General features: G+C 71.9%; 22 protein-coding genes. 12 read left to right on the top strand and 10 right to left on the bottom strand.

Annotated elements, in window-relative coordinates; all coding sequences use genetic code 11:
• The first annotated feature begins 16 nt into the window (after positions 1-16).
• Complete coding sequence (locus ABT057_RS20390) at positions 17-865, top strand: oxidoreductase (RefSeq protein ID WP_352344476.1); 849 nt, start codon at positions 17-19, stop codon at positions 863-865.
• 193 nt (positions 866-1,058) lie between these two features.
• On the opposite strand, the gene ABT057_RS20385 is transcribed toward ABT057_RS20390, so the two are convergent.
• From ABT057_RS20385 to ABT057_RS20375, 3 genes are all read right to left on the bottom strand, one after another.
• Positions 1,059-2,252, bottom strand: a complete 1,194-nt coding sequence (locus tag ABT057_RS20385; RefSeq protein WP_352344475.1) for a damage-control phosphatase ARMT1 family protein — start codon at positions 2,250-2,252, stop codon at positions 1,059-1,061.
• Between the two features lie 58 nt (positions 2,253-2,310).
• Positions 2,311-2,958, bottom strand: coding sequence for a ScbR family autoregulator-binding transcription factor (locus ABT057_RS20380; RefSeq protein WP_352344474.1), 648 nt, complete (start codon positions 2,956-2,958; stop codon positions 2,311-2,313).
• Between the two features lie 73 nt (positions 2,959-3,031).
• The gene (locus tag ABT057_RS20375) at positions 3,032-3,934 is read right to left on the bottom strand and encodes a ScbA/BarX family gamma-butyrolactone biosynthesis protein (protein ID WP_352344473.1); all 903 of its coding nucleotides are present in this window, start codon (positions 3,932-3,934) and stop codon (positions 3,032-3,034) included.
• 179 nt (positions 3,935-4,113) lie between these two features.
• Between ABT057_RS20375 and ABT057_RS20370 the strand changes: the two genes are divergently transcribed.
• Both ABT057_RS20370 and ABT057_RS20365 read left to right on the top strand, forming a co-directional pair.
• The gene (locus ABT057_RS20370) at positions 4,114-4,767 is read left to right on the top strand and encodes a ScbR family autoregulator-binding transcription factor (protein WP_352344472.1); all 654 of its coding nucleotides are present in this window, start codon (positions 4,114-4,116) and stop codon (positions 4,765-4,767) included.
• A gap of 170 nt (positions 4,768-4,937) precedes the next feature.
• Positions 4,938-5,891 (top strand): lytic polysaccharide monooxygenase auxiliary activity family 9 protein, encoded by a 954-nt coding sequence (locus tag ABT057_RS20365; RefSeq protein ID WP_352344471.1) that lies wholly within the window; start codon positions 4,938-4,940, stop codon positions 5,889-5,891.
• Positions 5,892-5,910: 19 nt separating this feature from the next.
• Here the strand turns inward: ABT057_RS20365 and ABT057_RS20360 are convergent, their stop codons facing one another.
• A complete protein-coding gene (locus ABT057_RS20360; protein ID WP_352344470.1) occupies positions 5,911-6,546 on the bottom strand; it encodes a Tat pathway signal sequence domain protein in 636 nt (211 codons plus the stop codon).
• A gap of 687 nt (positions 6,547-7,233) precedes the next feature.
• Between ABT057_RS20360 and ABT057_RS20355 the strand changes: the two genes are divergently transcribed.
• Both ABT057_RS20355 and ABT057_RS20350 read left to right on the top strand, forming a co-directional pair.
• The gene (locus ABT057_RS20355) at positions 7,234-7,902 is read left to right on the top strand and encodes a DUF6230 family protein (RefSeq protein ID WP_352344469.1); all 669 of its coding nucleotides are present in this window, start codon (positions 7,234-7,236) and stop codon (positions 7,900-7,902) included.
• Positions 7,899-8,351, top strand: coding sequence for a DUF6114 domain-containing protein (locus tag ABT057_RS20350; RefSeq protein ID WP_502973948.1), 453 nt, complete (start codon positions 7,899-7,901; stop codon positions 8,349-8,351). Before ABT057_RS20355 ends, ABT057_RS20350 begins: the two co-directional genes overlap by 4 nt.
• A 245-nt stretch (positions 8,352-8,596) precedes the next feature.
• Here the strand turns inward: ABT057_RS20350 and tatA are convergent, their stop codons facing one another.
• From tatA to ABT057_RS20335, 3 genes are read right to left on the bottom strand one after another with little or no spacing between them, the layout of a single operon-like run.
• The gene (gene tatA / locus ABT057_RS20345) at positions 8,597-8,809 is read right to left on the bottom strand and encodes a Sec-independent protein translocase subunit TatA (protein ID WP_352344511.1); all 213 of its coding nucleotides are present in this window, start codon (positions 8,807-8,809) and stop codon (positions 8,597-8,599) included.
• Between the two features lie 59 nt (positions 8,810-8,868).
• On the bottom strand, positions 8,869-11,391 hold the full coding sequence (gene mgtA, locus ABT057_RS20340; protein ID WP_352344468.1) for a magnesium-translocating P-type ATPase: 2,523 nt from the start codon (positions 11,389-11,391) through the stop codon (positions 8,869-8,871).
• Complete coding sequence (locus tag ABT057_RS20335) at positions 11,381-11,731, bottom strand: ArsR/SmtB family transcription factor (RefSeq protein WP_352344467.1); 351 nt, start codon at positions 11,729-11,731, stop codon at positions 11,381-11,383. Before ABT057_RS20335 ends, mgtA begins: the two co-directional genes overlap by 11 nt.
• A 188-nt stretch (positions 11,732-11,919) precedes the next feature.
• Here ABT057_RS20335 and ABT057_RS20330 point away from each other — a divergent pair, with 188 nt between their 5' ends.
• The 6 genes from ABT057_RS20330 to ABT057_RS20305 all read left to right on the top strand — a co-directional run bounded on the left by ABT057_RS20330 (position 11,920) and on the right by ABT057_RS20305 (position 18,106).
• On the top strand, positions 11,920-12,738 hold the full coding sequence (locus tag ABT057_RS20330) for an SAM-dependent methyltransferase (protein WP_352344466.1): 819 nt from the start codon (positions 11,920-11,922) through the stop codon (positions 12,736-12,738).
• A gap of 263 nt (positions 12,739-13,001) precedes the next feature.
• Entirely contained in the window at positions 13,002-14,027 is a 1,026-nt protein-coding gene (locus ABT057_RS20325; protein WP_352344465.1) for a substrate-binding domain-containing protein, read from the top strand.
• A gap of 55 nt (positions 14,028-14,082) precedes the next feature.
• Entirely contained in the window at positions 14,083-16,716 is a 2,634-nt protein-coding gene (locus tag ABT057_RS20320; RefSeq protein ID WP_352344464.1) for a sensor histidine kinase, read from the top strand.
• An 11-nt stretch (positions 16,717-16,727) separates the two neighbouring features.
• Complete coding sequence (locus ABT057_RS20315; protein ID WP_352344463.1) at positions 16,728-17,162, top strand: roadblock/LC7 domain-containing protein; 435 nt, start codon at positions 16,728-16,730, stop codon at positions 17,160-17,162.
• A gap of 1 nt (position 17,163) precedes the next feature.
• Positions 17,164-17,520, top strand: a complete 357-nt coding sequence (locus ABT057_RS20310) for a DUF742 domain-containing protein (RefSeq protein WP_352344462.1) — start codon at positions 17,164-17,166, stop codon at positions 17,518-17,520.
• Positions 17,507-18,106 (top strand): GTP-binding protein, encoded by a 600-nt coding sequence (locus ABT057_RS20305; RefSeq protein ID WP_352344461.1) that lies wholly within the window; start codon positions 17,507-17,509, stop codon positions 18,104-18,106. Before ABT057_RS20310 ends, ABT057_RS20305 begins: the two co-directional genes overlap by 14 nt.
• Here the strand turns inward: ABT057_RS20305 and ABT057_RS20300 are convergent.
• Positions 18,103-18,561 (bottom strand): ankyrin repeat domain-containing protein, encoded by a 459-nt coding sequence (locus ABT057_RS20300; RefSeq protein WP_352344460.1) that lies wholly within the window; start codon positions 18,559-18,561, stop codon positions 18,103-18,105. The genes ABT057_RS20305 and ABT057_RS20300 overlap by 4 nt on opposite strands.
• A gap of 195 nt (positions 18,562-18,756) precedes the next feature.
• On the opposite strand from ABT057_RS20300, the gene ABT057_RS20295 reads away from it, so the two are divergent.
• Positions 18,757-20,127 carry a glycoside hydrolase family 43 protein gene (locus ABT057_RS20295; RefSeq protein WP_352344459.1) on the top strand — a complete coding sequence of 457 codons (1,371 nt, stop codon included), beginning with the start codon at positions 18,757-18,759 and terminating at the stop codon, positions 20,125-20,127.
• A gap of 13 nt (positions 20,128-20,140) precedes the next feature.
• On the opposite strand, the gene ABT057_RS20290 is transcribed toward ABT057_RS20295, so the two are convergent.
• Both ABT057_RS20290 and ABT057_RS20285 read right to left on the bottom strand, forming a co-directional pair.
• Entirely contained in the window at positions 20,141-21,793 is a 1,653-nt protein-coding gene (locus ABT057_RS20290) for an aromatic amino acid lyase (protein WP_352344458.1), read from the bottom strand.
• A 10-nt stretch (positions 21,794-21,803) separates the two neighbouring features.
• Complete coding sequence (locus tag ABT057_RS20285; protein ID WP_352344457.1) at positions 21,804-22,769, bottom strand: ABC transporter substrate-binding protein; 966 nt, start codon at positions 22,767-22,769, stop codon at positions 21,804-21,806.
• Between the last annotated feature and the right edge of the window lie 40 nt (positions 22,770-22,809).

Raw genomic sequence — 22,809 nt, 5'->3', positions numbered from 1 at the left:
GGACACCATGAGCATCATGACGATCAAGACTTTCTCCCTCGGCGGAGAGCTGACGATCAACCGGCTCGGCTTCGGCGCGATGCGCCTGGCGATGGGCACCTTCGCCGGTCCGGCGCGAGATCCCGAGACGGGCATCGCGGTGCTCCGCCGGGCCGTGGAGCTGGGCGTGAACCACATCGACACGGCCGGCTTCTACGGCAGGGACGCGGTGTGGGCCAACGAGCTGATCCGTACGGCATTGGCCCCCTTCCGTGACGAGCTGGTGATCGCGACGAAGGTGGGGCCGTTGCCCGGACCGAACGGTGTGCCGAGCGGGCAGGCGACGGCTGATCAACTGCGCGGCCTGGTCGAGGCGGATCTGCGCTCTCTGGGTCTCGACCGGCTCGACCTGGTCTATCTGCGGGTCGGCGGGATGACCGGACCGGGTGACGAGTCGATCGCCGAACGGTTCGCGGTCCTGGCCGAACTCCGCGCGGAGGGGCTGATCAGGAACCTGGGTGTCAGTAACGTCGACGCCGCCCAGCTGGCGGAGGCCCGGGGGATCGCGCCCGTCGCGGCGGTGCAGAACCGGCACAGCGGTGACTGGGTCCTGCTGGCGGAAAGCGAGGAAGCGGGCATCGCGTATGTGCCGTACTTTCCGCTCGGCGGCGGCATCGGCAGCGGTCCGCTCGACGCCGAACAGCTCGGCAAGGTTGCGGCACGCCTGGGCGCGACCACCGCGCAGGTCGCGATCGCCTCGCTGTTGGCGAAGTCGCCGTCGGTGCTGGCGATTCCGGGCACCGGCTCTCTCGATCATCTGGAGGAGAACCTCGCGGCGAGCGATCTCAGTCTCCGTGACGAGGACATGTCCGACCTGCGCGGCTGACCGATCGGCTGTCTTCTCCGTCGTACGGCGCAAGGCCGTGACGCCCGACGGCTTCACCGACCCTGCCCGGGTCGGACACCGGCTCCGAGCTGTCGAAGACCGCTGCGACGCCACGGCACAGCCGTTCCGGTGGAAGCACCACCTCCGGCCTGGGGGCCCTACTGATGGCCCTGGGAGACGACCACCGCGGCCCTCATGGGCGTACCTGGATGAGCGCGTGTGTGCCGCCCGTCCTCCAGCGCTGTTCCTCCGCCGCCACCAGGGCGGCCTCGGTCTCCTCGGTCAGACCGGTGACCACCTCGGACTTGAGGGTGCGCAGGGCCGCGACCGGGCCGGGGAAGCAGGCGGTGACCGCGGCGAACGGGGTGGTCGGGGGCCAGCGCCGGTCGCCCACCAGACGGCGGTAGTTGAGGTCGCCCTTGACGAGGGTCAGGGCGGCCGAGCCGAACTCCGCGCGCAGGTCGTCCGGCATCTCGTCGTACGGCAGCGGGGCGGCGGCGAAGGGATGGGCGCGGACCGTGAGGGTGCCGTCGGCCAGCGCCGCCCACAGCTGTCGGCCGTACCCGGCGGCCGCGCCCTCGGCGGCGGTCAGCTTCCGCAGCGCGTCGACGACATCGGCCGGTGTCGCGTCGGAGACGTAGTACGGGTAGGGCTTGACGTGCAGGACGACCCGGCCGGCCCGGCCGTGGGCGAGGAGGTGGGCGGCGAGGAGGAGGTCGGGGATGAGCTCCCGGCCGGCGTTGTCCGCGATCAGGCAGACGGTGGCCGTCGCCGGGGTGGTCCCGGTGGCCGGCAGCAGCGACCACAGGGCCTCGCTGTCGTCGGCGACCAGTCCGGGGACCGCCGCCCGCGCCTCGGCGTCGGCGTCGGACAGGCGGAAGCCGAGGTCGGCGCGGTTGCCCCAGAGCGAGCCGTGCAGCAGGGCGCGGGCCCGCTCGTCGGCAGGGCGGCCGCTGAGCGTGTCGAGCACGGCGAGTTCCTCGCCGGTCTCGGGGGCGTCGAGCTCGGCGAGCTTGAAGGGGCGGAACGGGTCGATGCCCTGCCAGACCCCGGGTCCGAAGTAGCCGACCGCTTCGAGGAGTCGGCGGTAGAAGTAGCTCTCCGACCACAGCCAGGGCACGTCGTACCAGGGCTGTCCCGCGTACGTGCCGAGGCCCCACTCCCGCCATCGCGCGCCGTCGTGGGCGTCGTCGGGGAGCGGTTCGATCACGCCCTCGATGCAGCTCGCGAGCAGCGCGTCCAGGGCGCGGTGGACTGTGGGGTCGTAGGGGAAGGCGTCCCGTACCTGCCGGATGATCGCGGGGTGCCGTTCGGCCAGGACGCCGTGCGGGAAGGAGCCGGGCTCGGTACCGAGGATCACGGGCGGCGGGACAGGGGTGTCGGGCATACGGCTCACCGTATGCCCGGCGTCGCGGCCGGCCGAATCCGCCCGCGGCGCTCCCGGCTCACCCCGCCATGATCTCCCGCTCCAGTCGTGCCGCCAGGCTGAGATAGCGGGGGCGACGGGGTACCGGGACCAGGCCCCGGATGAGGACGTGCCACATCTCGGCCATCCGGCGCGGCAGCCGGGTGGCGGGCTCCCGGGAGCGGCCCACCACGCGGGTGCCGACGAAGAAGCAGACCAGGGAGTGGGCGACGGCGTCGATGTCGACGTCCGGATGGATGTCGGACTCCTTCAGCGCGCCCACGAGCCGCCGGCTCATCAGGTCGAACAGTTCGGTGAACGGATGGCGCAGGGGCGGCTTCACCGGCACTCCTCCGGTGGCGAGCCGGAGCCCCGCGCGGGCGATCGGGCCCTCGACCGAAAGCCGCGCGAGGCCGAACGTGAGGCGCATCAGCGCTTCGAGTGCCGGATAGCCGCGGTCGTCCAGCTCGACCGCGACCCGGCGGGAGGCCTGGGACTGCAACTCCATGATGGCGTGCGCCAGGTCCTCCTTGGCCGCGAAGTGGAAATAGAGGGCCCCCTTGGTGACGTGGGCGTGCTCGACGATCTCGCTCAGGCTGGTCGATTCGTAACCGTGCCGGTCGAAGAGATCGGCAGCGGCCGTGATGATCGTCGCGCGGGTCTGTTCCGCGCGTAACTGCCTCGGCATCGGCTGGACTCTCCTGGGGCCGGTAAAGAGAACGGGTCATGCCGTTTGTTTCTTGTCCCCAGTACACAATAACTCACCGTGCGGCGGTGCTCACCAAGCACTCGAAGACCGTCGACTCCCCTTGTACCGCGACGACTTGCACGTCGGTGTCGAGTCCACCCTTGGTCCCGATCCAGACGGGTTCGTCCAGTTCGGCATACCGGTGGAAGACCGCCCGGTACGCCACGGGCGTCTGGCCGTCGGGTCTGAGCAGCCAGGCGACCTGGCGGGCGGCCTCCAGGAGCAGCATGCCGGGGACGTGGTCCAGGGGATGATCGAAGAAAACGGGGTGCGCGGTATCCACCCGGAGCTGCCAGCGGTCGGTCTCGCCGGACGGGGCGAGGACCACGTCGGTGGACAGCGCGCGGTCCACGGCGGCCGGCGCGAGGGCGGGCGGCAGGGGCACCGGGGTGACCGAGTCGGGGGTGCGGCCGCCACGCAGCCGATGGTAGACGGGCGGGCCCACACAGGTGAAGGAGACGTCGGCGGTGGCCGCCCGGTCGCCGTCGCGCAGCACCTCCGTGGTGTAGCGGGCACTCACGGGGCGACGGCCCCGGTACTGGACGTCGGTGAAGACGACGTCCAGTACCGGCTCGGCCGGCAACGGCCCGACGACCAACTGCCCCCCGACCGTGCTCACCTGGAACTCCTGCATGACGAACTGGTGGTCCAGCGGCACGTCGTACTCGGTGTGGGCGATCAGGGTGCCGGCCTGCCGGACCGTCTCGACGACCAGCAGGGGGTCGTAGGCGGACCGGTCGGGGGACACGTGTAACCCATGGCCCCGTGGCCACTGGGCGGAGACCGAGAACCGGTCGTCGCCGATGCGCCGCCAGGCGGTGAGAAGTGTCTCCGCGACGGCCGCTCGATGCACGAGCTGGCGAGGCACTGTTGCGGTGAGGGACGGAGCGTCGGCAAGCTGCCGCGGTCGAGCCATGTCTCTCCCTACGGTCTCCCGAGGCCACGGCAGACGGCGAACCGCCCGCTCCGGTACCCGTTAGAGTACGAGCCGACCGGTTTGTTTTCAATGAGATCAGTCGACGGCGTCCTATGATCGGGCCGATCGCCGCGGGCGATCGCGGGAATCGGCCAACTCGGTGCCGCTAAGGGGCTCTTATGGCGAAACAGGAGCGCGCCATCCGGACGCGCAGGGCGATCCTGGAGGCGGCCGGCGCGGTCTTCGACGAACACGGCTACATGTCCACCACGATCGCCATGGTCCTGGAGCGCGCCGAGGTCACCAAGGGAGCCCTGTACTTCCACTTCGCGTCGAAGGAGTCCCTCGCGCAGGCGGTCCTGAGCGAGCAGGTGCCGTTCGGCGCGGTACCCCCGCAGCCGTGCAAGCTGCAGGAGATCGTCGACATGACGTTCGTGGTGGGCCAACGGCTCCTGAGCAACGCTCTGTTGCGGGGCAGTGTGCGGCTGGCGGTGGACCAGGAGACACCGGCGGCCGGCATCGATCACGGCGAGCCGTTCCTGCAGTGGGCGCAGGCGCTCACCGCACTGCTCGAACTGGCCCGCGAACGGGGCGAGTTGCTGCCGACGGTGAAGCCACGGGAGACGGTGGAGCTGCTCGTGGGCACCTTCACCGGGATCCAGTTGATGTCCCGGGCACTGACGGACCGCGCGGACCTCGCGGACCGGCTGTCGGTGATGTGGGCGCACATCCTGCCGAGCATCGCGGTACCGGGCCTGCTGCCCCGTCTCGACACCCTGCCCGACCGGGGTGTGCGGGTGCTGGCCTCGCTGGAGGAGCGGGCGGCCTCCTGAGGCGGCACGCCCGCCTTCGCGGTCGTTGTCGTGTCCGGCGGCCACGACGATCGTGCCGCCGCGGTCCACGGCGGCGGAGACAGGCCTTGCGTGCCCGCTGAACGCGCCGGACCCGGTTCGCGTACTGGACTGAACAGACCGTTCCCGTGCCGGCCGAGGAGACCTCCCCGATGCCCCGGATCAACGCCCACCGCACCGCCGCCCTGACAGCCGCCGTCCTGAGCCCGCTGCTGCTGAACCTGTGGACCGCGGGCCCCGCGCTGGCGCACGGCGCGCCCACGGATCCCTCGAGCCGGGTGTACGGCTGCTCCCCCGAGGGCACGCAGACGGGCAGCGCAGCCTGCAAGGCGGCGATCGCCGCCAACGGGGCGTCCTTCGCCGCCTGGGACAACCTGCGGGTGGCGAACGTGAACGGCCGGGATCGTCAGACGATCCCGGACGGGAAGCTGTGCAGCGGCGGCCTGGCCGCCTACAAGGGCCTGGACCTCGCCCGCGCCGACTGGCCGTCGACCCGGCTGGCCCCGGGCGGGACGCTGAAGATGACGTACACCTCCACGATTGCGCACACAGGGACGTTCCGGCTCTATCTGACGAAGCCGGGATACGACCCCGGGAAGCCGCTCAGCTGGGCCGATCTGCCGGAGCGTCCGTTCGCCGAGATCAAGGACCCGGCGCTGACGAACGGCGCCTACCACTTCAGCGCGAAGCTGCCCGCCGACCGGACGGGGCGTCAGATGCTGTATACGATCTGGCAGAACAGCAGCACGCCGGACACGTACTACTCGTGTTCCGACGTGGTGTTCACTCAGGCGGCGGGGGCGGGGAAGAGCGAGAAGACGACGACGGGGACCGCGGAGGAGAAGGAGACGGCGGGGGCCGCGTCGGCCACGCCGACGCCCGCCGCCACCGGGTCCGGAGCCGGGACGGCCGAGAGCCCCTCGGCCTCGGCGACCGGTGGGACCGGCTCCGCGCGGGCCGCCGCGGCCACCCCCGAGAGCACCCCGGTGGCGGAAGCCACCGGGGCCGGTTCCGGGCCGTCCGCGCCCATGCTGGCGGGCGGCGCCGCCGCCGTGCTGGTGCTCACCGGCGGCGCCGCCCTCGCACTGCGTCTGCGCAGGCGCTGAACTCTGTCGGCTGAACCGATCAGTTGACGACGACGGCGTCCGAACCGTCGGTCACCGGGGCGTACTTGGCGGTGAAGTAGCCCGCGGAGGGGCAGAGGGTCGAGCCGGACGTCCGGGTGAACGCCTGGTTGGTGAAGGCGATGCTGTTGTCGGCGTTGCTCGCCGTGCCGCTCAGGCCGGACGCCTGGTAGACACAGGTGACGCTGCCCAGCAGGGTGCGCAGCACGACCGTGGTCTGGACGGCGGAACCGCTCGGCGGGGTGACGGTGACGGTGCCGTCCGAGGCCACGGTGGTGGCCCACGGCAGGTTGTTGACGGTGATGCTGGTGACACCGGTGACGCCGAGGACGTTCGAGGTGCAGTTGCTGAAGGTCTGCGCGGTGAGCGACTCGGTGGCGGTGCCGGGCGCGGTCGGGTTGTCGACGACGGTGGCGGTGAACCCGGACGTGGCGCAGGAGATGCCGCTGGTGCCGGTCGTGCTGTTGTACAGGGTGGCGGCGGTGCCGCTGGCCAGCGACGCGTTGAGGACGTCACCGACGGCGACGTCGCCGTTGGCGGTGGTCAGGACCGCCCCGGCCGCGGAGGCCGGAGTGACCGCCGGAAGGGTGAGGACGACGGCGGTACCGGCGACGGCGAGGAGGGAGCGGATGCGCATGGCGGGTGCCTCTTTCTCAAAGGGGGTATTTCTGGGGGGAGTTGACGCACGCAGGCGCGCCGTCCGCCATGTGGGGCGACACGGGGCGGCGTCCGCCGTTGCCGGTTCGTCACGCCTTCTCCGTACGTGACGGACCGGCAACGGCAGCCGGCCGGTGACCGGCCGGAGCCACTGGACGGTGACTCAGGCCGGGCCGGGCGGAAGGGCGACCGGACGCGGCCCGCGGGGGGAAGCGGCCTCGTCGGTGCCGTGAAAGGGGTTTCGGACTCCGGGCGGACATGCCCGTACAGAACGGAGGGTCCGGGAACGCGACGGTCGCCGCGTGACGGATCCGGCGCCACGGATCCGGGCCGAGCCACTCGTCCGGGCTGGGCCACGGAGAGTTCTAGACCTGAGTTTCAGTCAACGTCAAGACGTAGGAACAAAGTTGACGGCACGACAGATAAATCTACGAGACCCTGGAGGGACTTGATCACAGGTGACACATGATGAACACTCTTTTTCCACATCTCCCTTGACCCCTCGCTGTAACCATCGGTAACTTCCTCGTTGGCTACTGCTGCGTAACGTGAAAGCCCTTACGGCTTCCGGGAGGCGCGAGGAGACGTGCGCGGCAGCCGCTGTCCGCGCCAGGACAACGTGCCACTGAAGCCCAACCCGCACCATTTCAAGCGCATGGGAGCAGACATGGCCTCGTCCCCGGACGTCACGTCGTCCGCCGACAACACACCCGGGAACCCGGAAAGCGGTTCCTCAGGAAGACGCGGCCGGGTCCGGCTGCGCCGGGCCGCAGTGATGGCGGTGCCTGCCGCCGCGGTCGCCGCCGGCCTTGCGATCCTCACCGCCGAGGGTGCCCTCGGCGTGCAGTTCTCCATCTCCGGCATGCCCTTCGTGGTCACCGCCGACAAGCTCGACGGCACCGGCTTCGAGCAGTTCGGCGCCCTGGACCACATGATCGAGAACAGCCCCAACCAGGGCGACACCGGCGGCCAGGTCCTGGTCGTCACCTCGGTCGTGCAGAACGGCAAGATCTACAACATGTGCCAGAGCGTCGACCTCGGCGGCATCCAGCTGGTGCTCACCGCCGGCGGCGAGGGCACGCCGGTGCAGGTGGAGAAGCTGGCCATCGACTCCGACGTGATCAAGGGCGACGCCGAGTTCCACGGCATCGAGATCGGCGGGGACTCCAGCGAGTTCAACAAGGGCGGCGTGAAGGGCCCCGAGGGCGTCTACGGCCAGCAGGCCGACACGGTCCTCATCAACAACCTGTACCAGCACAACTACGCGGCCACCGCCGGCGTCTTCAAGCTGCCCGACCTGCACATGCGGTTCGGCACCAAGGGCTGCCCGCAGTGAGCCGAGCGGGCCAGTGGCGCAGCGCCTTCCGCACATGGCGGGGGCGTCGGCCCTTCGTGGGCGGTGTCCTCCTCACCCTCGGCGGTGGCGAGATCCTGCTGACCATGAAGGCGCCGCTTCCGGTCATCCTGCACATCGGTATGCAGGGTCTGGCGGGTTACCTCCTGCCCGCCCTGATGATGGTCTGCGGTCTGCTGATCCTCTTCAACCCGAGTCAGCGGCTGTTCTACTCCGTGATCGCCGTGCTGCTCTCCCTGGGCACCTGGCTCACGTCCAACCTGGGCGGCTTCATGGTGGGCCTGCTGCTGGGGGTCGTGGGCAGTTGCGTGACCTTCGGATGGCTGCCCGACCAGGAGCCCCGGGTGAGCCGCCGCAAGCGGCGCAAGGCGGCCCGGGCGACCGAGACGCTCAGCCGGTCGGTGCTTCCGGAGGCCGGCGAACCGGCCTGAGGACGGACTTTTCCACCGGCGGGGCCGGGGCGACCTGCACACAGCGGGAAGCCCCGGCCCCGCCGGTTCTCGGACACCGGCCCGACAGCCCTCCGGCCCACCGGGTGAGGGCGCCGGATTCCGCACGTCAGTCGGCGCGGCCACCTGGACCGGCCGCCTGCCGGCCGGGCATGGCCAGTTCTTCGTCACGCAATGCCCACCTGGGGTCGTTCTCGTGGCGGAGGCCGGTGGCGGCTTCGGCGGGCTCAGTGCGCCGCCGCGGGCGGCTCCGCCGGGGTGACCGTGGGCGCGTTGTCCGCGGGCCCCTCTTCCTTCATCGCCTTGGCCTCGCTCTTGAGGATGCGCATCGACTTGCCGAGGGCGCGTGCCGTGTCCGGCAGCTTCTTCGAACCGAACATCACGATGACGACGAGCGCCACGATCAGCAGGTGCCAGGGCTCCAGTCCGTTGCGGAGCATGCTCACGACCTCTCCATCGGTAACGGTTGCTACATTGCGCAACTGTACAACCCGGTCGGCTACGACGGACGGCGGCGGGTCAGCAGCCGCAGGGCGAGGGCGTAGAGGGCGAGTACGACGGTGAGCAGCAGGTAGTACGGCACCGGCAACGGGGTCATGCCGAGACGGGTGCCGAGCGGACCGGGCGGCAGCAGCAGGCCGACCGCGCCCAGGACGGCGGCGGACCGGGCGACCGGGCCGACCGCTCCCGGGGTGCGGGTGCCGGTGCGCAGCAGCACCATCACCAGCGCCTGGGTGAGCAGGTTCTCGGTGAACCAGGCGGAGTGGAAGACGGCCCGGTCGTCGACGGCGCCGGAGCCGTCCGGGGCGAGCGCGAGGACGGCGAAGGTGGCGAGGTCGGCGACCGCGTTGAGCGCGCCGAAACCGATGAGCAGGCGCAGGAAGGCACGGGGCCGCAGCTCGGCGGGGCGGCGCAGCGCGGCGGCGCCGGGGCGGTCGTACGCGAAGGCGAGCTGGGCGGCGTCGAAGCAGAGGTTCTGCACCAGCACCTGGGCCGGGAGCATGGGCAGGAAGGGCAGCAGCAGACCGGCGGCGAGCATCGCGAGGACGTTGCCGAGGTTGGAGGAGAGGGTGACCCGCAGGTAGGAGGCGATGTTGCCGCTGCTGTGGCGGCCCGCGGCGATCGCGTGGCCGACGGCGCCGAGGTCCTTCTCGCCGAGGACGACGTCGGCGCTCTCCCGGGCGACGGCACAGGCTCCGCGCGGGGCGATGCCGACGTCGGCCGCGCGCAGGGCGGGCGCGTCGTTGACGCCGTCGCCGAGGAAGCCGACGGTGTGTCCGGCGGCGCGCAGAGCCGCGACGACGCGTGCCTTGTCGGCGGGGGTGCAGCGGGCGTGCACGACGGTGGTGGCGGGAGACGCGGCCGGGGCCGGAACGGGGTCCGCGCCGATGACCACCCGTCCCGGCTCCAGTCCGAGTTCGCGGCAGACGCGGGCCGCCGTCCCCGGGTGGTCGCCGGTCAGCAGCCGTACGGCGACGCCACGGGCGGCCAGGTCCCGCAGGGCCGCCGCCGCGTCCGGGGCGAGGGTGTCGCGGAAGGCGACCAGGCCGCGGAAGGTGAGGCCGCGCTCGTCGGCGGGTGTGTACGCGCGCGTGCGGGCCGGCCGTACGGCGGTGGCGACGGCCAGCAGCCGCAGGCCGCCGTCCGCCTCCCGTGCGGCGAGCGCCTCCAGCCGGGCCCGCTCCCCGGGCGCCAGGACGCACCGGTCGAGGACGTCCTCCACGGCGCCCTTGACGACCAGGGTGTGGGTGCCGGCGCCGGGGCCGCGGACCACGGCGGTCGACAGCCGCCGGACGGGGTCGTGGGGGATGGCGTCCAGCCCGTCGTGCTCCTCGTGATCGGTCACCGCTTCGAGGAGCGCCTCGTCGAGGGCGTCGGGCGCCGGGAGTTCGGCGAGCTGGAGGGTCCACCAGGCGTTGACGGCGGCCCAGCGCAGCGGCGCCGGGTCGTCGTGGCCGTCCGGTCCGAGCGAGCGCTCGGCGACCGGGCGGTCCTGGGTGAGGGTGCCGGTCTTGTCGACGCAGAGGACGTCGATCGCGGCCAGGTCGTGCAGGGCGGGCAGCCGTCTGACGATCACACCGTGGGTGCGGGCGAGCAGGGCGGCGCCCCGGGCCAGGCAGGTGGTGACGATCACCGGGAGCATCTCGGGCGTGAGGCCGACGGCCACCGCGACGGCGAAGGGCAGGGTCGTCAGGCCCCGGCCGCGCAGGGCGGCGTTCGCCATGAGCACCAGCGGCGGGGTGAGCAGCATGAAGCGGATCAGCACCCAGGAGATGCCGTGCACGGAGCGGTCGAACGCGCTCGGCTCGCGCCGCGGCGGTCCGCCGAGCGCGGCGGCGAACCGGGTCCGCGCCCCGGTGGTGAGGACGACGGCGGTGGCGCTGCCCGAGGCGACTTCGCTGCCCTGGAAGCAGAGGTGGGACTCGGCGCGGGCGTCCGGCGGATCCGCCGGGGACTTCGCGACCGGCGCCGACTCCCCGGTGAGGGCGGCCTGGTGCACGGTCAGTCCGCGGGCCCGCAGCAGCCGTACGTCCGCGGGGACCAGGTCGCCGGGGCCGAGCCTGAGCACATCGCCCGGCACGAGTTCGGCGACCGGGATCTCCCGGGGCCGGGGCGGCTGTCCGCCGGTGGGGCGGCGCAGCACGGTGGCGGTGCCCGCGACCAACTCGCGCAGCCCGGCCAGGGAGCGGTCGGCGCGGTGCTCCCCGCTCGCGCGCAGCACACAGCTCACCGCGACCAGGGCCAGGATCACGACGGCGGTGCCCCAGGCGGCGACCAGCGCGCAGACGAGACCGAGACAGAGCAGTACGGCGGTGAAGGGGTCGCGCGGGCCGCGCAGCAGCAGCCGGGGCCATGAGGCCGGCCGGGACTGCGGCAGGGTGTTCTCGCCGGTCCGCTCGAGCCTGGCGGCGGCCTCGGCCTCGGTCAGTCCGCGCGGACCGCTCTCCAGCCGGCGCAGCGCCTGCAGGGCCGTGCCCCCGGCGACGCGGTCGGCGGCGTCGGCGCCCTCGTCAGAGGCCACGGAGGCGGACGGCGCGAGGGTCGGCTCCGGCCGCCCGGTCGGCCCGGTCGTTGAGGCGGTCCACGGCGAGTCGTACGACGTCGACCACGTCGGGATCGTCGACGAAGTACACCTGTCGGCGGCCCTCGCGGCGGGAGCGGACGAGCCCGGCCAGTTTCAGCTTGGTCAGGTGCTGGCTGACGGCGGGCAGCGCACCGCCGACCCGCTCCGCGAGCCCGGTCACATCGCTCTCGCCCTGGGCCAGCGCCCACACGATGTGCAGCCGCGCCGGGGAGGCGAGCAGCCCGAAGGTCTCGGCCGTGTGCGCGAGCACGTCGGCGGAAGGGTCCTCGAACGCCACGGCGGTCCGCCTCCTTCACTGGGCCCGGAACCGGTTCAGTCTAGGGCGTGTGTACCGGGCGGCCCGAGGAGCCGGCCGCCCGTCCCCGCGGGTGCCCCGCGGCCGGCGGCGGCGGGAACGGACGCGGGAAGGGTGAAGAAATCTCCTGTCACCCTCCAACCTCCGGTCACCGTGAGAAGTTGGTGCACATGGGAAACGAAGAGACCGCGGTCCCCTCGGACATCGACTCGGAGACGGCGCACTCGGCGCGGATCTACGACTACATCATCGGTGGCCGGGACCACTTCCCCGCGGACCGCGAGGCGGGCGACGCGATGGTCCGGGAGTGGCCCGCTCTCCCCGTCCACATGCGGGCCAACCGCGACTTCATGAACCGCGCGGTGGGACATCTGGCGCGGGAGGCGGGCATCCGCCAGTTCCTCGACATCGGCAGCGGGATCCCGACCTCCCCCAACATCCACGAGATCGTCCAGGCCGAGGCCCCGGACGCCCGGGTGGTGTACGTCGACAACGACCCGCTCGTCCTCACCCTCTCCCGGAACCTGCTGAGCGGCACCGACGAGGGGCGCACGGCCTATCTGGAGGCCGACATGCGCGATCCGGCCGGGATCCTGGCCGCGCCCGAGTTCCGTACGACGCTGGACCCGGCCCGTCCCGTCGCCCTCACGGTGATCGCGATCGTGCACTTCCTGCTCGACGAGCACGACGCCGTCGGCATGGTCCGCCGGCTCCTCGACCCGCTGCCGTCCGGCAGTTACCTGGCGATGTCCGTCGGGACCGCGGACTTCGCACCCGACGAGGTGGGCAGGGTCGCCCGGGAGTACGCGGCGCGCGGCATGCCGATGCGGCTGCGCACGCGCGCGGAGGCCGCGGAGTTCTTCACGGGTCTCGAACTCGTCGACCCCGGGATCGTCCAGGTCCACCACTGGCGTCCCGACGGCAGCGGCACCGAGGTGGTCCGCGACGAGGACATCGCGATGTACGGGGCCGTGGCCCGCAAGCCCTGACGCAGGGTCGAGATGCCGCACAGCAGATTTGACGATCAGTCAATCGACCTGCGGCGCTGCCCGTTTCCGCCCCCCGTGGCCGACTCCCGGATCACAATGCGGCAGCGGCAGCTCACCCCAGGTGGTTGCTCACTTGACTGTCAGCGGTCACACACGGTTGGCTCCGAGCCAGCGAATGCCTTCCGACGGCGCGCGCCCCCGTCGCCCCGGCGACGCTCGCCCCCGTTCTCCCTGCTCTGCCGCACAGCGAGGTGCAGCCCCCCATGAACACTCCCCTCCCCGCTCATCCGTCCCGGAGAGCCACCGGCTCCCCCGGACCGCTGCGTCTCACGGCATTCGCCGCGGTCGCCTGCGTCCTGCTCGCCGGCTGCTCCGGCTCGTCCGGTTCGGACGACTCGGGCGGGGACTCCGCGGGCCGCTCCGGCGGCCGGCTCAAGATCGCCCTGATCACCCACGGCGCCAAGGGCGACGCCTTCTGGGAACGGGTGCGCAAGGGCGCCGAGGCGGCGGCGGCCAAGGACGACGTCGAACTGACGTACGCGAGCGACGCCGACTCGGCCGGACAGGCCGAGCTGGTACGGGACGCCGTCCGCAACCGGGTCGACGGCATCGCGGTGACCCTGGCCAAGCCGCAGGTCATGAAGAGCCCGGTGGTCGCCGCCAAGGCGGCCGGCATACCCGTGGTCGGCCTCAACTCCGGTATCGACGCCTGGCAGTCCACGGGGCTCATGGAGTACTTCGGGCAGGACGAGAGCGTCGCGGGCCGTGCCGTCGGCGACAAACTCGACGGCCTCGGCGCGAAGCACGCCCTGTGCGTCATCCACGAGCGGGGCAACGTCGCCCTGGAGGCGCGCTGCGCGGGCGTGAAGAAGACGTTCGCCGGGGAGACCGACATCCAGTACGCCGACGGAACGGACATGGACGCGCTGACCACCGCCGTGGCGACCCGGCTCCAGCAGGAACCCGACATCGACGAAGTCATCACCAACGGCGCCCAGTTCGCGCTCGCCTCGGTGGAGGCGGCGAAGAAGGCGGGCAGCAAGGCCAAGGTCGCCACCTTCGACCTCAACCAGGACCTGGTCGATGCCGTCCGCGACGGCAGTGTGCAGTTCGCGGTGGACCAGCAGCCCTATCTCCAGGGCTATCTGGCCGTGGACTCGCTCTGGCTCTACAAGACCAACGGCAACATCAGCGGAGGCGGGGTGACGCCCGTCCTGACGGGCCCGGCCTTCGTGACGAAGACCAACGTCGCCGACGTCGCGCGGTTCGCCGAGGGCGGAACACGCTGACCCCACCCCTGCCCGATCCCCGATCCCCGACCCATCCGATCGCTCTAGGACGACTATGTCTCCACGGACAGGTGCCCGGCGCCGACGTCTCGGCTCCATACGTCTCTCCCTGATCCTCCTGGCACTGGTGCCCAGCGTCACCCTCGCCGCCATGTGGGGCGTGACGACGATCCAGATGTTCTCGGAGGGACTGCGGCTGCGCACCCAGACCGAACTGAGCCGCTCGACCGGCGCCATGGGCACCGAGGCCACGCTCGCGCTGCAGCAGGAGCGCAGCCTGTCGGCGGTGTGGCTGGCCTCGAAGCCCGCGGGTTCCCGGGCCGCCCTGGAGACCGCACGGGAGAAGACGGACGCGGCGGTCGCCAAGCTGGTGGACCGGTCCGACGACATCCAGATGGCGCCGACCCGTGTCCGGGACCGGCTCTACTCCGTCGTCGCCTCGGTGAGCAGCCTGGAGTACTACCGGGGCCAGGTGGACAACCCCTCCGACATCACCCCCGCGCAGGCGCTGGACCAGTACACCTCGATCATCGACGACCAGATCCACGCCTTCGAGGAGCTCTCCCAGGTCGACGACGGCGACCTCACCTCGCAGGCCGGACCGCTCGTCGCCCTGGAGCACGCCGCCGAGTTGGTCTCCGAGGAGGACCTCCAGCTCACCCTGGCAGGGCCCGAGGGGCGGATGGACGAGAAGACATGGGCGCAGTTCGCGCAGTTGGTGAACACGCGCCGCTGGCTGGTGCAGGACCAGATCGTGCCCTCGCTCACCGGCTCCGCGAAGACGCAGGTCGAGAACATCCTCACGAGCTACCAGTGGCAGACCCTGCAGGCCGTCGAGGACAAGGTGCTCGCGTCCCGTGCGAAGCAGAACGAGAACGGCGACGTCGTCCTTCCGGACGTGCAGAAGCAGTGGCGCGCCTCGCTCATCGAGGTCTCCGACCAGTACTCGGGGCTCATCCGGCAGCAGACCACCACACTGCTCCGGCACAGCGGGCAGGACGCGCGCGGGCTGCTGATCAAGGCGGGTGCGCTGAGCGCCGGCGGCCTCGTCGCCCTGCTGGTGTGCGTCGGCATGTCCTGGCGGATCACCCGCTCGCTGTCCCGGCGGCTGCGCGGGCTGCGCGAGGCCACGCTGAGCCTGGCACAGGAACGGCTCCCGGAGGTGGTGGCGAGGCTGGACCGGGGGGAGACTGTCGATGTGGACTCGGCGACTCCGCCGCTGGACTACGGCGGCGACGAACTCGGACAGGTGGCCCAGGCGTTCAACACGGCGCAGCGCACTGCCGTGCACACCGCCGTCGAACTCGCGGACACCCGGCGGGGTTTCCAGAAGGTCATCCTGGGCATCGCCCGGCAGAGCCAGAACCTGGTCAACCTCCAGCTCAGCAAGCTGGACACGCTGGAGCGCACCCACCAGGACCCCGAGGTCCTCAAGGGGCTGTACGAACTGGACTCCACGGCCAGCCAGTTGCGCCGCTACGAGGAGAACCTCGTCATCATCAGCGGCGGCCGGCCCGGACGCAGCTGGTCGCAGCCGGTGGCACTGATCGACATCCTGCGCAGCGCGGTCGGGGAGGTCGCCGAGTACCGGCGGGTGGAGGTGCACACCGAGGAGGAGGTGTGCATCGCGCCGCCCGCCGTGGCCGACGTGATCCATCTGCTGGCCGAGCTCATCGACAACGCGACGTCCTACTCGCCGGCGCCGAGCACGGTCGGGGTGCGGGCGGCCATGGTGGCCAAGGGGCTGGCGATCGAGGTCGAGGACCGCGGTCTGGGTCTGTCCGAGGAGGACTACGCCTCCTTCAACGCGCAGTTGGCGGTGTCCCCGCAGTTCGACGTGGTGGCGCTCGCCGACGACCTGCGACTGGGCATGTTCGTGATCGCCCGGCTGGCCACCCGGCACGGCATCGCCGTGACCCTGCGGCCCTCGCCGTACGGCGGCACCACGGCGATCGTGCTGGTCCCGCACGACATCGTGGTCCCCGAGACGGCTGCGGACACGGCCCCGGAGAGCGGCGGCCCGCGCATCCCGGCGGCCCTCGTACCGCCCACCCCGCGGGGGGAGACGTCCCGGGCGTCGTCCCAGACCGTGTCCGACGCTCCGCGGGAGAGGCCGAGCGAGTCCCGGGAGCCGTCCGGCCCGACGCGCCGCGGCACCGACCCTGCGCAGGAGGCGGCCGCCCAGGCCCCGGAACACGGCAGGTCCGGCTCCGACCGGATCCCGTCCCTCCCGGTACGCCGCAAAACCCCGCCGCCCTCCGACCCGCCGACCGCGACGGAGAGCGCGCCGCCCCCGTCACCCGAGGAGCCGGCCCGGACCGACGGCGCGGCGGGCGCCACCCCCGCCGCCACGGACACCTCACCCTCCCCCGCGGGGCCCCCTCCGCCGGGCGACCGGCGGCCGCACGGGCTCTCCCCGTTGCCCCGGCGGGTTCCCCAGACCAGCCTCGCCGCCGAGTTGCGTGAGGAGTCCGCCGCGCCCGAGGAGGACGGCTTCCCGGACGACTTCACCGCGGAGCGCGCCGCCTCCTCCCTCGCCGGCTTCCAGCGCGGCACCCTCGAGGCGCGCGAGTCCGGCCTGCCGCCGTCCGGCCCGGACGAGGCGGCCGCCGCTCCGGCCGCCCCCCGCCCGCCCGTCGCGGCCGCGGGCACCCCCAAGTCCCCGACATCGCCCGCCGACCGCTCATGAAGGACACCGCGATGACACACTCCATCCCTGCCACGAACACCCAGCTCGACCAGTTGCTCACCGGCCTGGTGGACCGGGTCGCCGACGTGAACCAGGCCGTCGTGCTCTCCGAGGACGGCCTGGTGGTCAGCAAGTCCACCGGCTTCCTGCGCGAGGACGCCGAGCGGCTGGCGGCGACCGCGTCCGGGCTGATGAGTCTCAGCAAGGGTGTCAGCATGGACTTCCGCGGCGGCCCGGTGCGCCAGGCGCTCATCGAGATGGCCAACACCTACCTCATCCTCACCTCGGCCGGCCCCGGCGCCCATCTGGTCGTACTGGCCGGCACGCACGCCGACGTCGGCGTGGTGGCGTACCAGATGAACATGCTGGTGAAGAAGATCGGCGAGCACCTCAGCGCGGCGCCGCGGACCAATATCGGTCCCGTCGTCCGCGGCAACGGCGGGTGAGGTGAGCGGAGGCGACGAAGCGGGCCGGCTCGTCAGGCCGTTCACCCTCACCGGTGGACGGACCCGGCCGAGCCGCGCCGATTTCACCCTCATCACCACCGTGACCGCGGTGGACCCGCCGCCAGAGCGGGCGGCGCGCCCGCAGCCGGAGCACGCCCGGATCCTGCGGCTGTCCGCCCGGCCCGTCGCCGTGGCGGAACTCGCCGCCCATCTGGACCTGCCGGTGAGCGTGGTCGTCATCATGCTCTGCGATCTGCTCGAGGCGGGCCTGATCACGGCCCGCCCGCCCCGTTCCGTCTCCGGCACCGCGGACCTGGACCTGCTGCAGAAAGTGAGGGACGGCCTTGGCCGGCTCTGAGCCCACCGCCGCACCGGTCGCGGCGCCCGACACGGTGAAGATCCTCATCGCCGGCGGCTTCGGCGTCGGCAAGACGACGATGGTGGGGGCGGTCAGCGAGATCGCCCCGCTGCGCACGGAGGAACCGCTGACCGTCGCCGGGCTGGGCGTCGACGATCTGAAGGGCATCGAGGAAAAACGGTCCACCACCGTGGCCCTCGACTTCGGGCGCATCACCATCGGCGACGACCTGGTGCTGTACCTGTTCGGCACCCCCGGCCAGCAGCGCTTCTGGTTCATGTGGAACGACCTGGCCATCGGCGCGCTCGGCGCGGTCGTGCTGGTGGACGTGCGGCGGCCGGAGTGCAGCTTCGCCGCGATCGACTTCTTCGAATGCCGGCACATCCCGTTCGTCGTGGGGGTGAACGGCTTCCACGGGCAGCACCCCTACCCGGCGGACGAGATCCGGGAGTCGCTGGCGCTGCCGGCGCACGTCCCGGTGCTGCTGTGCGACGCGCGGGAACGGAACTCGTGCCGGGACGTCCTGACAGCCCTGCTCGACCGGGCGATCGCGGTGACCGCGGACCCGGACGCCGGCCTCGTCTAGGCCGTGTCGCGAAGGCGGCGAACGCCGGCTGTCGGGGCGCCGGCGGACTTCGGCCGCCGCAGCAGCGCCGCCGTCTCCGGGTGCGGGCCCGTCTCCGCCCACCGCAGGGGTGTCCAGCCGGTGCCGTGGTCCTCGCGCAGGTCGGGGTCGGCGCCGTGGGCCAGGAGGGTGCGGACCGTCTCGGTGTGGCCCCAACAGGCCGCCGCGCACAGGGGTGTTCCCTCCGCGCCGGGGCCCGCGCTCTCGGCGTCCGGCGGGGCGCCGGCCTCCAGCAGCCTGCGGGCGATGCCGGCGGCGCCCTGGACGCAGGCCGTGTAGAGGGGGGTCGTCCCGTCGGCGTCGGGCGCCGCCGGGTCGGCTCCGGCCCGCAGCAGCAGGTCCACCTGGCGGCTGTCCTCGAGCAGGGCGGCGGCGACCAGACGCCGGGTCAGTTTCTTCTGCCGTCTTCTGTTCACGGCCGCCGAGGGTAGCCCCCTCCGCCCGCGCGCCGCCGGATTTGTCGGGGGCGGCGCACAGTCGGAAGGCAGGAAACTGCCGAGTTGTGTCCCAGTGATTGACCTGTACCTCTCACGCCTCTACGTTCTGACCGGCTCACCGAACCTTGTTCGGTATTTCGACCATCCGGGCATCCCGCACCCCGTGGAGAGCACATGACCCCCAACCCCTCCCGCCGCCTCTTCCTCGGCGCGGCGGCCTCCGTCCCCCTCGCCCTGACCCTCGGCACGCCGGCCGCCCACGCGGCCGACTCGGCGTATGTGATGGGCTACTTCACCGAGTCCACCAACCTGGGCGACGGCACCGACTACGGCCTCCACCTGGCCGTCAGCACGGACGGGCTGCGCTGGACGCCGCTCAACCAGAACAACCCGGTTCTCACGCCGACGGCAGGCGCGCTGGGGCTGCGCGACCCGTTCATCCTGCGCAAGCAGGACGGCACCTTCGTGGTGCTCGCCACCGACCTCAAGGGCACCGACTGGAGTTACGTCAGCCAGTACGTGCACGTCTGGAACTCCACCGACCTGCGCACCTTCACCGGCTACCACCGGCTGAAGCTGCACGACATGAACACCCACAGCTGGGCGCCGGAGGCGTTCTGGGACGCCGGCCGGGGCCAGTACGCGCTGATCTACTCCGCCGTCAACAGCAGCGGCCACAACGTGATCATGGTGAACTACACCACCGACTTCGTCACCGCCTCGGCGCCCCAGGTCTTCTTCGACCCCGGCTACGACGTGATCGACGGCGACATGGCGGTGGGCGTGAACGGCGTCAACTACCTCTACTTCAAGAAGGACCAGACGCTGGTGGGGGCCCGCTCCACCTCGCTCGACCCGGGCAGCTTCACGCCCTTCACCACGGGCGTGGCGCACGGCGGAACCGAGGCCCCGACCCTGGTCAAGTCCCTGTCCTCCGGCACCTGGTGGCTGTGGGGCGACACCTACACCCCCAACGGTGTCTTCTACGCCTGGCAGTCCGGCGACCTGTCGGCGGGCACCTGGACCGCGCTGGACCAGAAGACGTACACCCAGCCGGTCAACTCCAAGCACTGCGGCATCACGACGATCACGGCGGCCCAGTACGACAGCCTGCTCTCCTACTGGGGCGCCCCGGCCTGGAACCGGCTGAAGTCCTACAACTATCCGGCCCGTTACGTCCGCCACTCCAACTACGTCGGCCGTATCGACGAGTACCCGGTCGAGCCGTACAAGGACTCGCTGTGGACGATCGTGCCGGGCCTCGCGGACGGCTCGGGGGTCTCCTTCCGGTCGGTCAACTACCCGACCCGCTATCTGCGGCACTACAACTACCAGCTGCAACTGGACGTCAACGACGGCACGTCGACGTTCGCGGCGGACGCGACCTTCTACCGTACGGCGGGGCTGGCGGACTTGGGCTGGTCGTCGTTCCGCTCGTACAACAACCCGACCCGCTACATCCGGCACTCGAACTACGTGCTGCGCATCGACCCGATCTCGACGGCGACCGAGCAGCAGGACGCGACCTTCTACGTGGGGTACTGAGCGGCCCGCCGGATCACAACCCGGCCAGCAGCGGCAGGAGTTCGGTCGCGGCCGTGAGGTCCGCGGTGAGTGGGCGGTCGTCCGTGCCGAACGGCAGGGCGGCCGCCGCCACGGTGAAGGCGGCGCACCGCGGCGGCAGCGACAGCATCCGCAACGCCCTTACGGCGGTGACGAGTTCGCAGGCGAGGACGGTGGCGTAGGCGTCCGTGGCGCGCAGGGACTGGCGGGCGGCCTGGCCGGCGAAGCTGGCGGCCTCCTCCAGGCCCCGCGCGAGGACCGCGTGCCCGGCCGAGGCGGGCGCGGCGCAGGAACGCAGCTCCGCCAGCGCGGAGTTGGCGGTGTACTCCAGGATCATCGTGCCCGAGCTGCTCGCGGCCCCGGTGGCCAGGAAGGCGGACAGTCCGGTGAGGCCGGGGTCTCCGAGGGCGGCGAGGCGGGCGGCGGAGAGCTGGGCGGTCTGCAGCAGCGCGAGGTTCGCGGCGTCCAGGGCGAGACCGAGCGGAGCCGCGAAGAAGCCGCCGTGGTGGTAGGCGGCGGTGCCGTCGGGCGCCATCAGCGGGTTCTCGGAGGGGCAGTTGACCTCCGCCTCGACGACCGTGCGCAGCCGGTCCGCGGCGTCGAGGGCGCAGCCGTGCGCCTGTGGGAAGGCCCGGAAGCCGAACGGGTCCTGGATGCGCCGGCCGGGGGCGCCGGACGCCCGGTCGTCGATGCCCAGCAGCCGCCGTACCTCCGCGGCGGCACGGGCCGCGCCTGGGTAGGGCCGCAGGGCGTGCACGGGTGCCGCGTACGCCTCGGCCGAGCCGGACACGGCGGTGAGGGAGAGGGCGGCGACGGCGTGCGTGGCCCGCAGCAGCGTCTCGAGGCCGTGCTGCGCGAACGCGGCCTGCCCGAGCGCGAGGGCGTTGCTGCTGAGCAGGGCGAGCGCGTCCCCGGGCTCCGGAACGACAGGTGCGGGCAGCGGCCCCGCAATCGACGCCCGCCCTCGTCCCGGCTCGGCGGGCGGCGGCCCGGCGGCCGGTGCGGGGGTTTCTCCGTGTCCGGTCGGCAACGGGTCGGCGGACGGTGTGCGGGCGTCCCGCGGGCAGGTTCCGGACGGGCCGGCGCCAACCGGTACCGGCCCGTCCGGGTCCTGCACCCAGGGCCGTTCGCCGATCAGGGTGAGGCCGGTCTGGGCCAGGGCGGTGAGGTCGCCGGTGCCGATGCCGCCGTACTCGTTGACCGCGGGGTGGACGCCGAGGCGCAGGGCCTCCATGAGGGCGTCGACGAAGGCGGGCTGGATGCCGGAGCCGCCGGCGAGGAGCTGGTTGGCGCGGACCGCGAGCATCGCGCGGACCTGACGGGCGGGGAGCAGCGCGCCCGCACCGCCCGCGTGGCTGCGCAGCAGACGCAGACCGTGGTCGCCCTCGTCGTCCTCGTCGACGAGCACCGAGCGCTGGGCGCCGACGCCGGTGGTGCGCCCGTAGAGCCGTCCGTCGGCCGCGAGGCGACGGGCATGGTGCCAGGAGCGTACGGCCCGTTCGCGGGCCTCGGGGGCCACTGCGGGCACGGCCGCACCGTCGGCGAGCGCGACGAGCTCGCCGACGGTGAGGGTGCCGCCGGTCAGGACGACCCGGACGCGCTCCTGGTGCGCCGGTGTCCGGGTCGGTCCGTCGGTGGTTGCGTCCAACGCGGCAGGGTCAGTCCAGGCCCGCCGACTTCAGCCAGGCCTTGGCGACGTCCAGCGGGTCCTTGCTCTCCAGCTGCACCTGGGAGTCCAGGTCCAGCAGGGTCTTGGTGTCGAGCTTGGCGGAGACGGCGTTGAGCGCGTCGACGCCCTCCTGGGAGAGGCCGCTCTTGTACACCAGGGGGGTCACGTTCGCGAAGCCGAAGAGGTTCTCCGGGTCCTGCAGGACGACGAACTTCTCCTTGGTGATGGTCGGGTCCGTGGTGAAGATGTCCGCGGCCTGCACCGTGTTCTTCTTCAGCGCGGCCTGGGTCAGCGGGCCGCCGGCGTCCAGCGCCTTGAAGGACTTGAACTCCAGGCCGTACACCGACTTCAGGCCCAGCATGCCCTGCTGCCGGGTCTGGAACTCGGGCGAGCCACCGAGGACCAGGTCGGGCGCGATGGCCTTGAGGTCGGCGAGGGTCGACTCGGAGGTCAGCTTGTACTTGTCGGCGGTCGCCTTGTTGACCGTGACGGAGTCCTTGTCCTCGGCCGGGGAGGACTCCAGGAGCGTCAGCTTGGAGTCGAGCTTGGCCTTCGCGGCCGCGTTCACGGTCGCGAGGGACTTCTGCTCGGCCTTGGCGTCGAGGTAGGCGAGCAGCGAGCCGTTGTACTCCGGAAGGACGGTGATGGAACCGTTCTTGAGCAGGCCGTACGTGGTCTCGCGGCTGCCGATGTTGGGCTTGTAGGACACCTTGATGTCCTTGGCCTTGAGGGCCTCGCCGTAGATGTCGGCGATCAGGATGCTCTCGGCGAAGTTGTTGGAGCCGACGACGACGGTCCCGCTGTCCGCCTTGTCTCCGGCGAGCGGGTTGTCCTTGGTGTCGTCGGAAGAACCGCATCCCGCCAGCAGGGCCGTCATCGCGGCGAGCGCGACGGCCGCCGCGCCGGGGTGGTTCCTGAGGGACCTGGACCTGCTGCTGTGGGCGTTGGAAGTCACTGTTCCGTTCCGAGCTCTGGGGGGCGATGAGGAACTGACG

This window comes from Streptomyces sp. NPDC002588, from assembly GCF_040295925.1.
Lineage (GTDB): Bacteria > Actinomycetota > Actinomycetes > Streptomycetales > Streptomycetaceae > Streptomyces.
This window is presented reverse-complemented; position numbering and strand designations above follow the sequence as displayed.

Coding starts and splice junctions, on each gene's coding strand:
- ABT057_RS20355 (WP_352344469.1), top strand. CDS start 7,234: ATGGCCTCGTCCCCGGACGTCACGTCGTCCGCCGACAACACACCCGGG.
- ABT057_RS20380 (WP_352344474.1), bottom strand. CDS start 2,958: ATGCCGAGGCAGTTACGCGCGGAACAGACCCGCGCGACGATCATCACG.
- ABT057_RS20370 (WP_352344472.1), top strand. CDS start 4,114: ATGGCGAAACAGGAGCGCGCCATCCGGACGCGCAGGGCGATCCTGGAG.
- ABT057_RS20330 (WP_352344466.1), top strand. CDS start 11,920: ATGGGAAACGAAGAGACCGCGGTCCCCTCGGACATCGACTCGGAGACG.
- ABT057_RS20360 (WP_352344470.1), bottom strand. CDS start 6,546: ATGCGCATCCGCTCCCTCCTCGCCGTCGCCGGTACCGCCGTCGTCCTC.
- ABT057_RS20325 (WP_352344465.1), top strand. CDS start 13,002: ATGAACACTCCCCTCCCCGCTCATCCGTCCCGGAGAGCCACCGGCTCC.
- ABT057_RS20390 (WP_352344476.1), top strand. CDS start 17: ATGACGATCAAGACTTTCTCCCTCGGCGGAGAGCTGACGATCAACCGG.
- ABT057_RS20295 (WP_352344459.1), top strand. CDS start 18,757: ATGACCCCCAACCCCTCCCGCCGCCTCTTCCTCGGCGCGGCGGCCTCC.
- ABT057_RS20385 (WP_352344475.1), bottom strand. CDS start 2,252: ATGCCCGACACCCCTGTCCCGCCGCCCGTGATCCTCGGTACCGAGCCC.
- ABT057_RS20365 (WP_352344471.1), top strand. CDS start 4,938: ATGCCCCGGATCAACGCCCACCGCACCGCCGCCCTGACAGCCGCCGTC.
- ABT057_RS20320 (WP_352344464.1), top strand. CDS start 14,083: ATGTCTCCACGGACAGGTGCCCGGCGCCGACGTCTCGGCTCCATACGT.
- tatA (WP_352344511.1), bottom strand. CDS start 8,809: ATGCTCCGCAACGGACTGGAGCCCTGGCACCTGCTGATCGTGGCGCTC.
- ABT057_RS20315 (WP_352344463.1), top strand. CDS start 16,728: ATGACACACTCCATCCCTGCCACGAACACCCAGCTCGACCAGTTGCTC.
- ABT057_RS20375 (WP_352344473.1), bottom strand. CDS start 3,934: ATGGCTCGACCGCGGCAGCTTGCCGACGCTCCGTCCCTCACCGCAACA.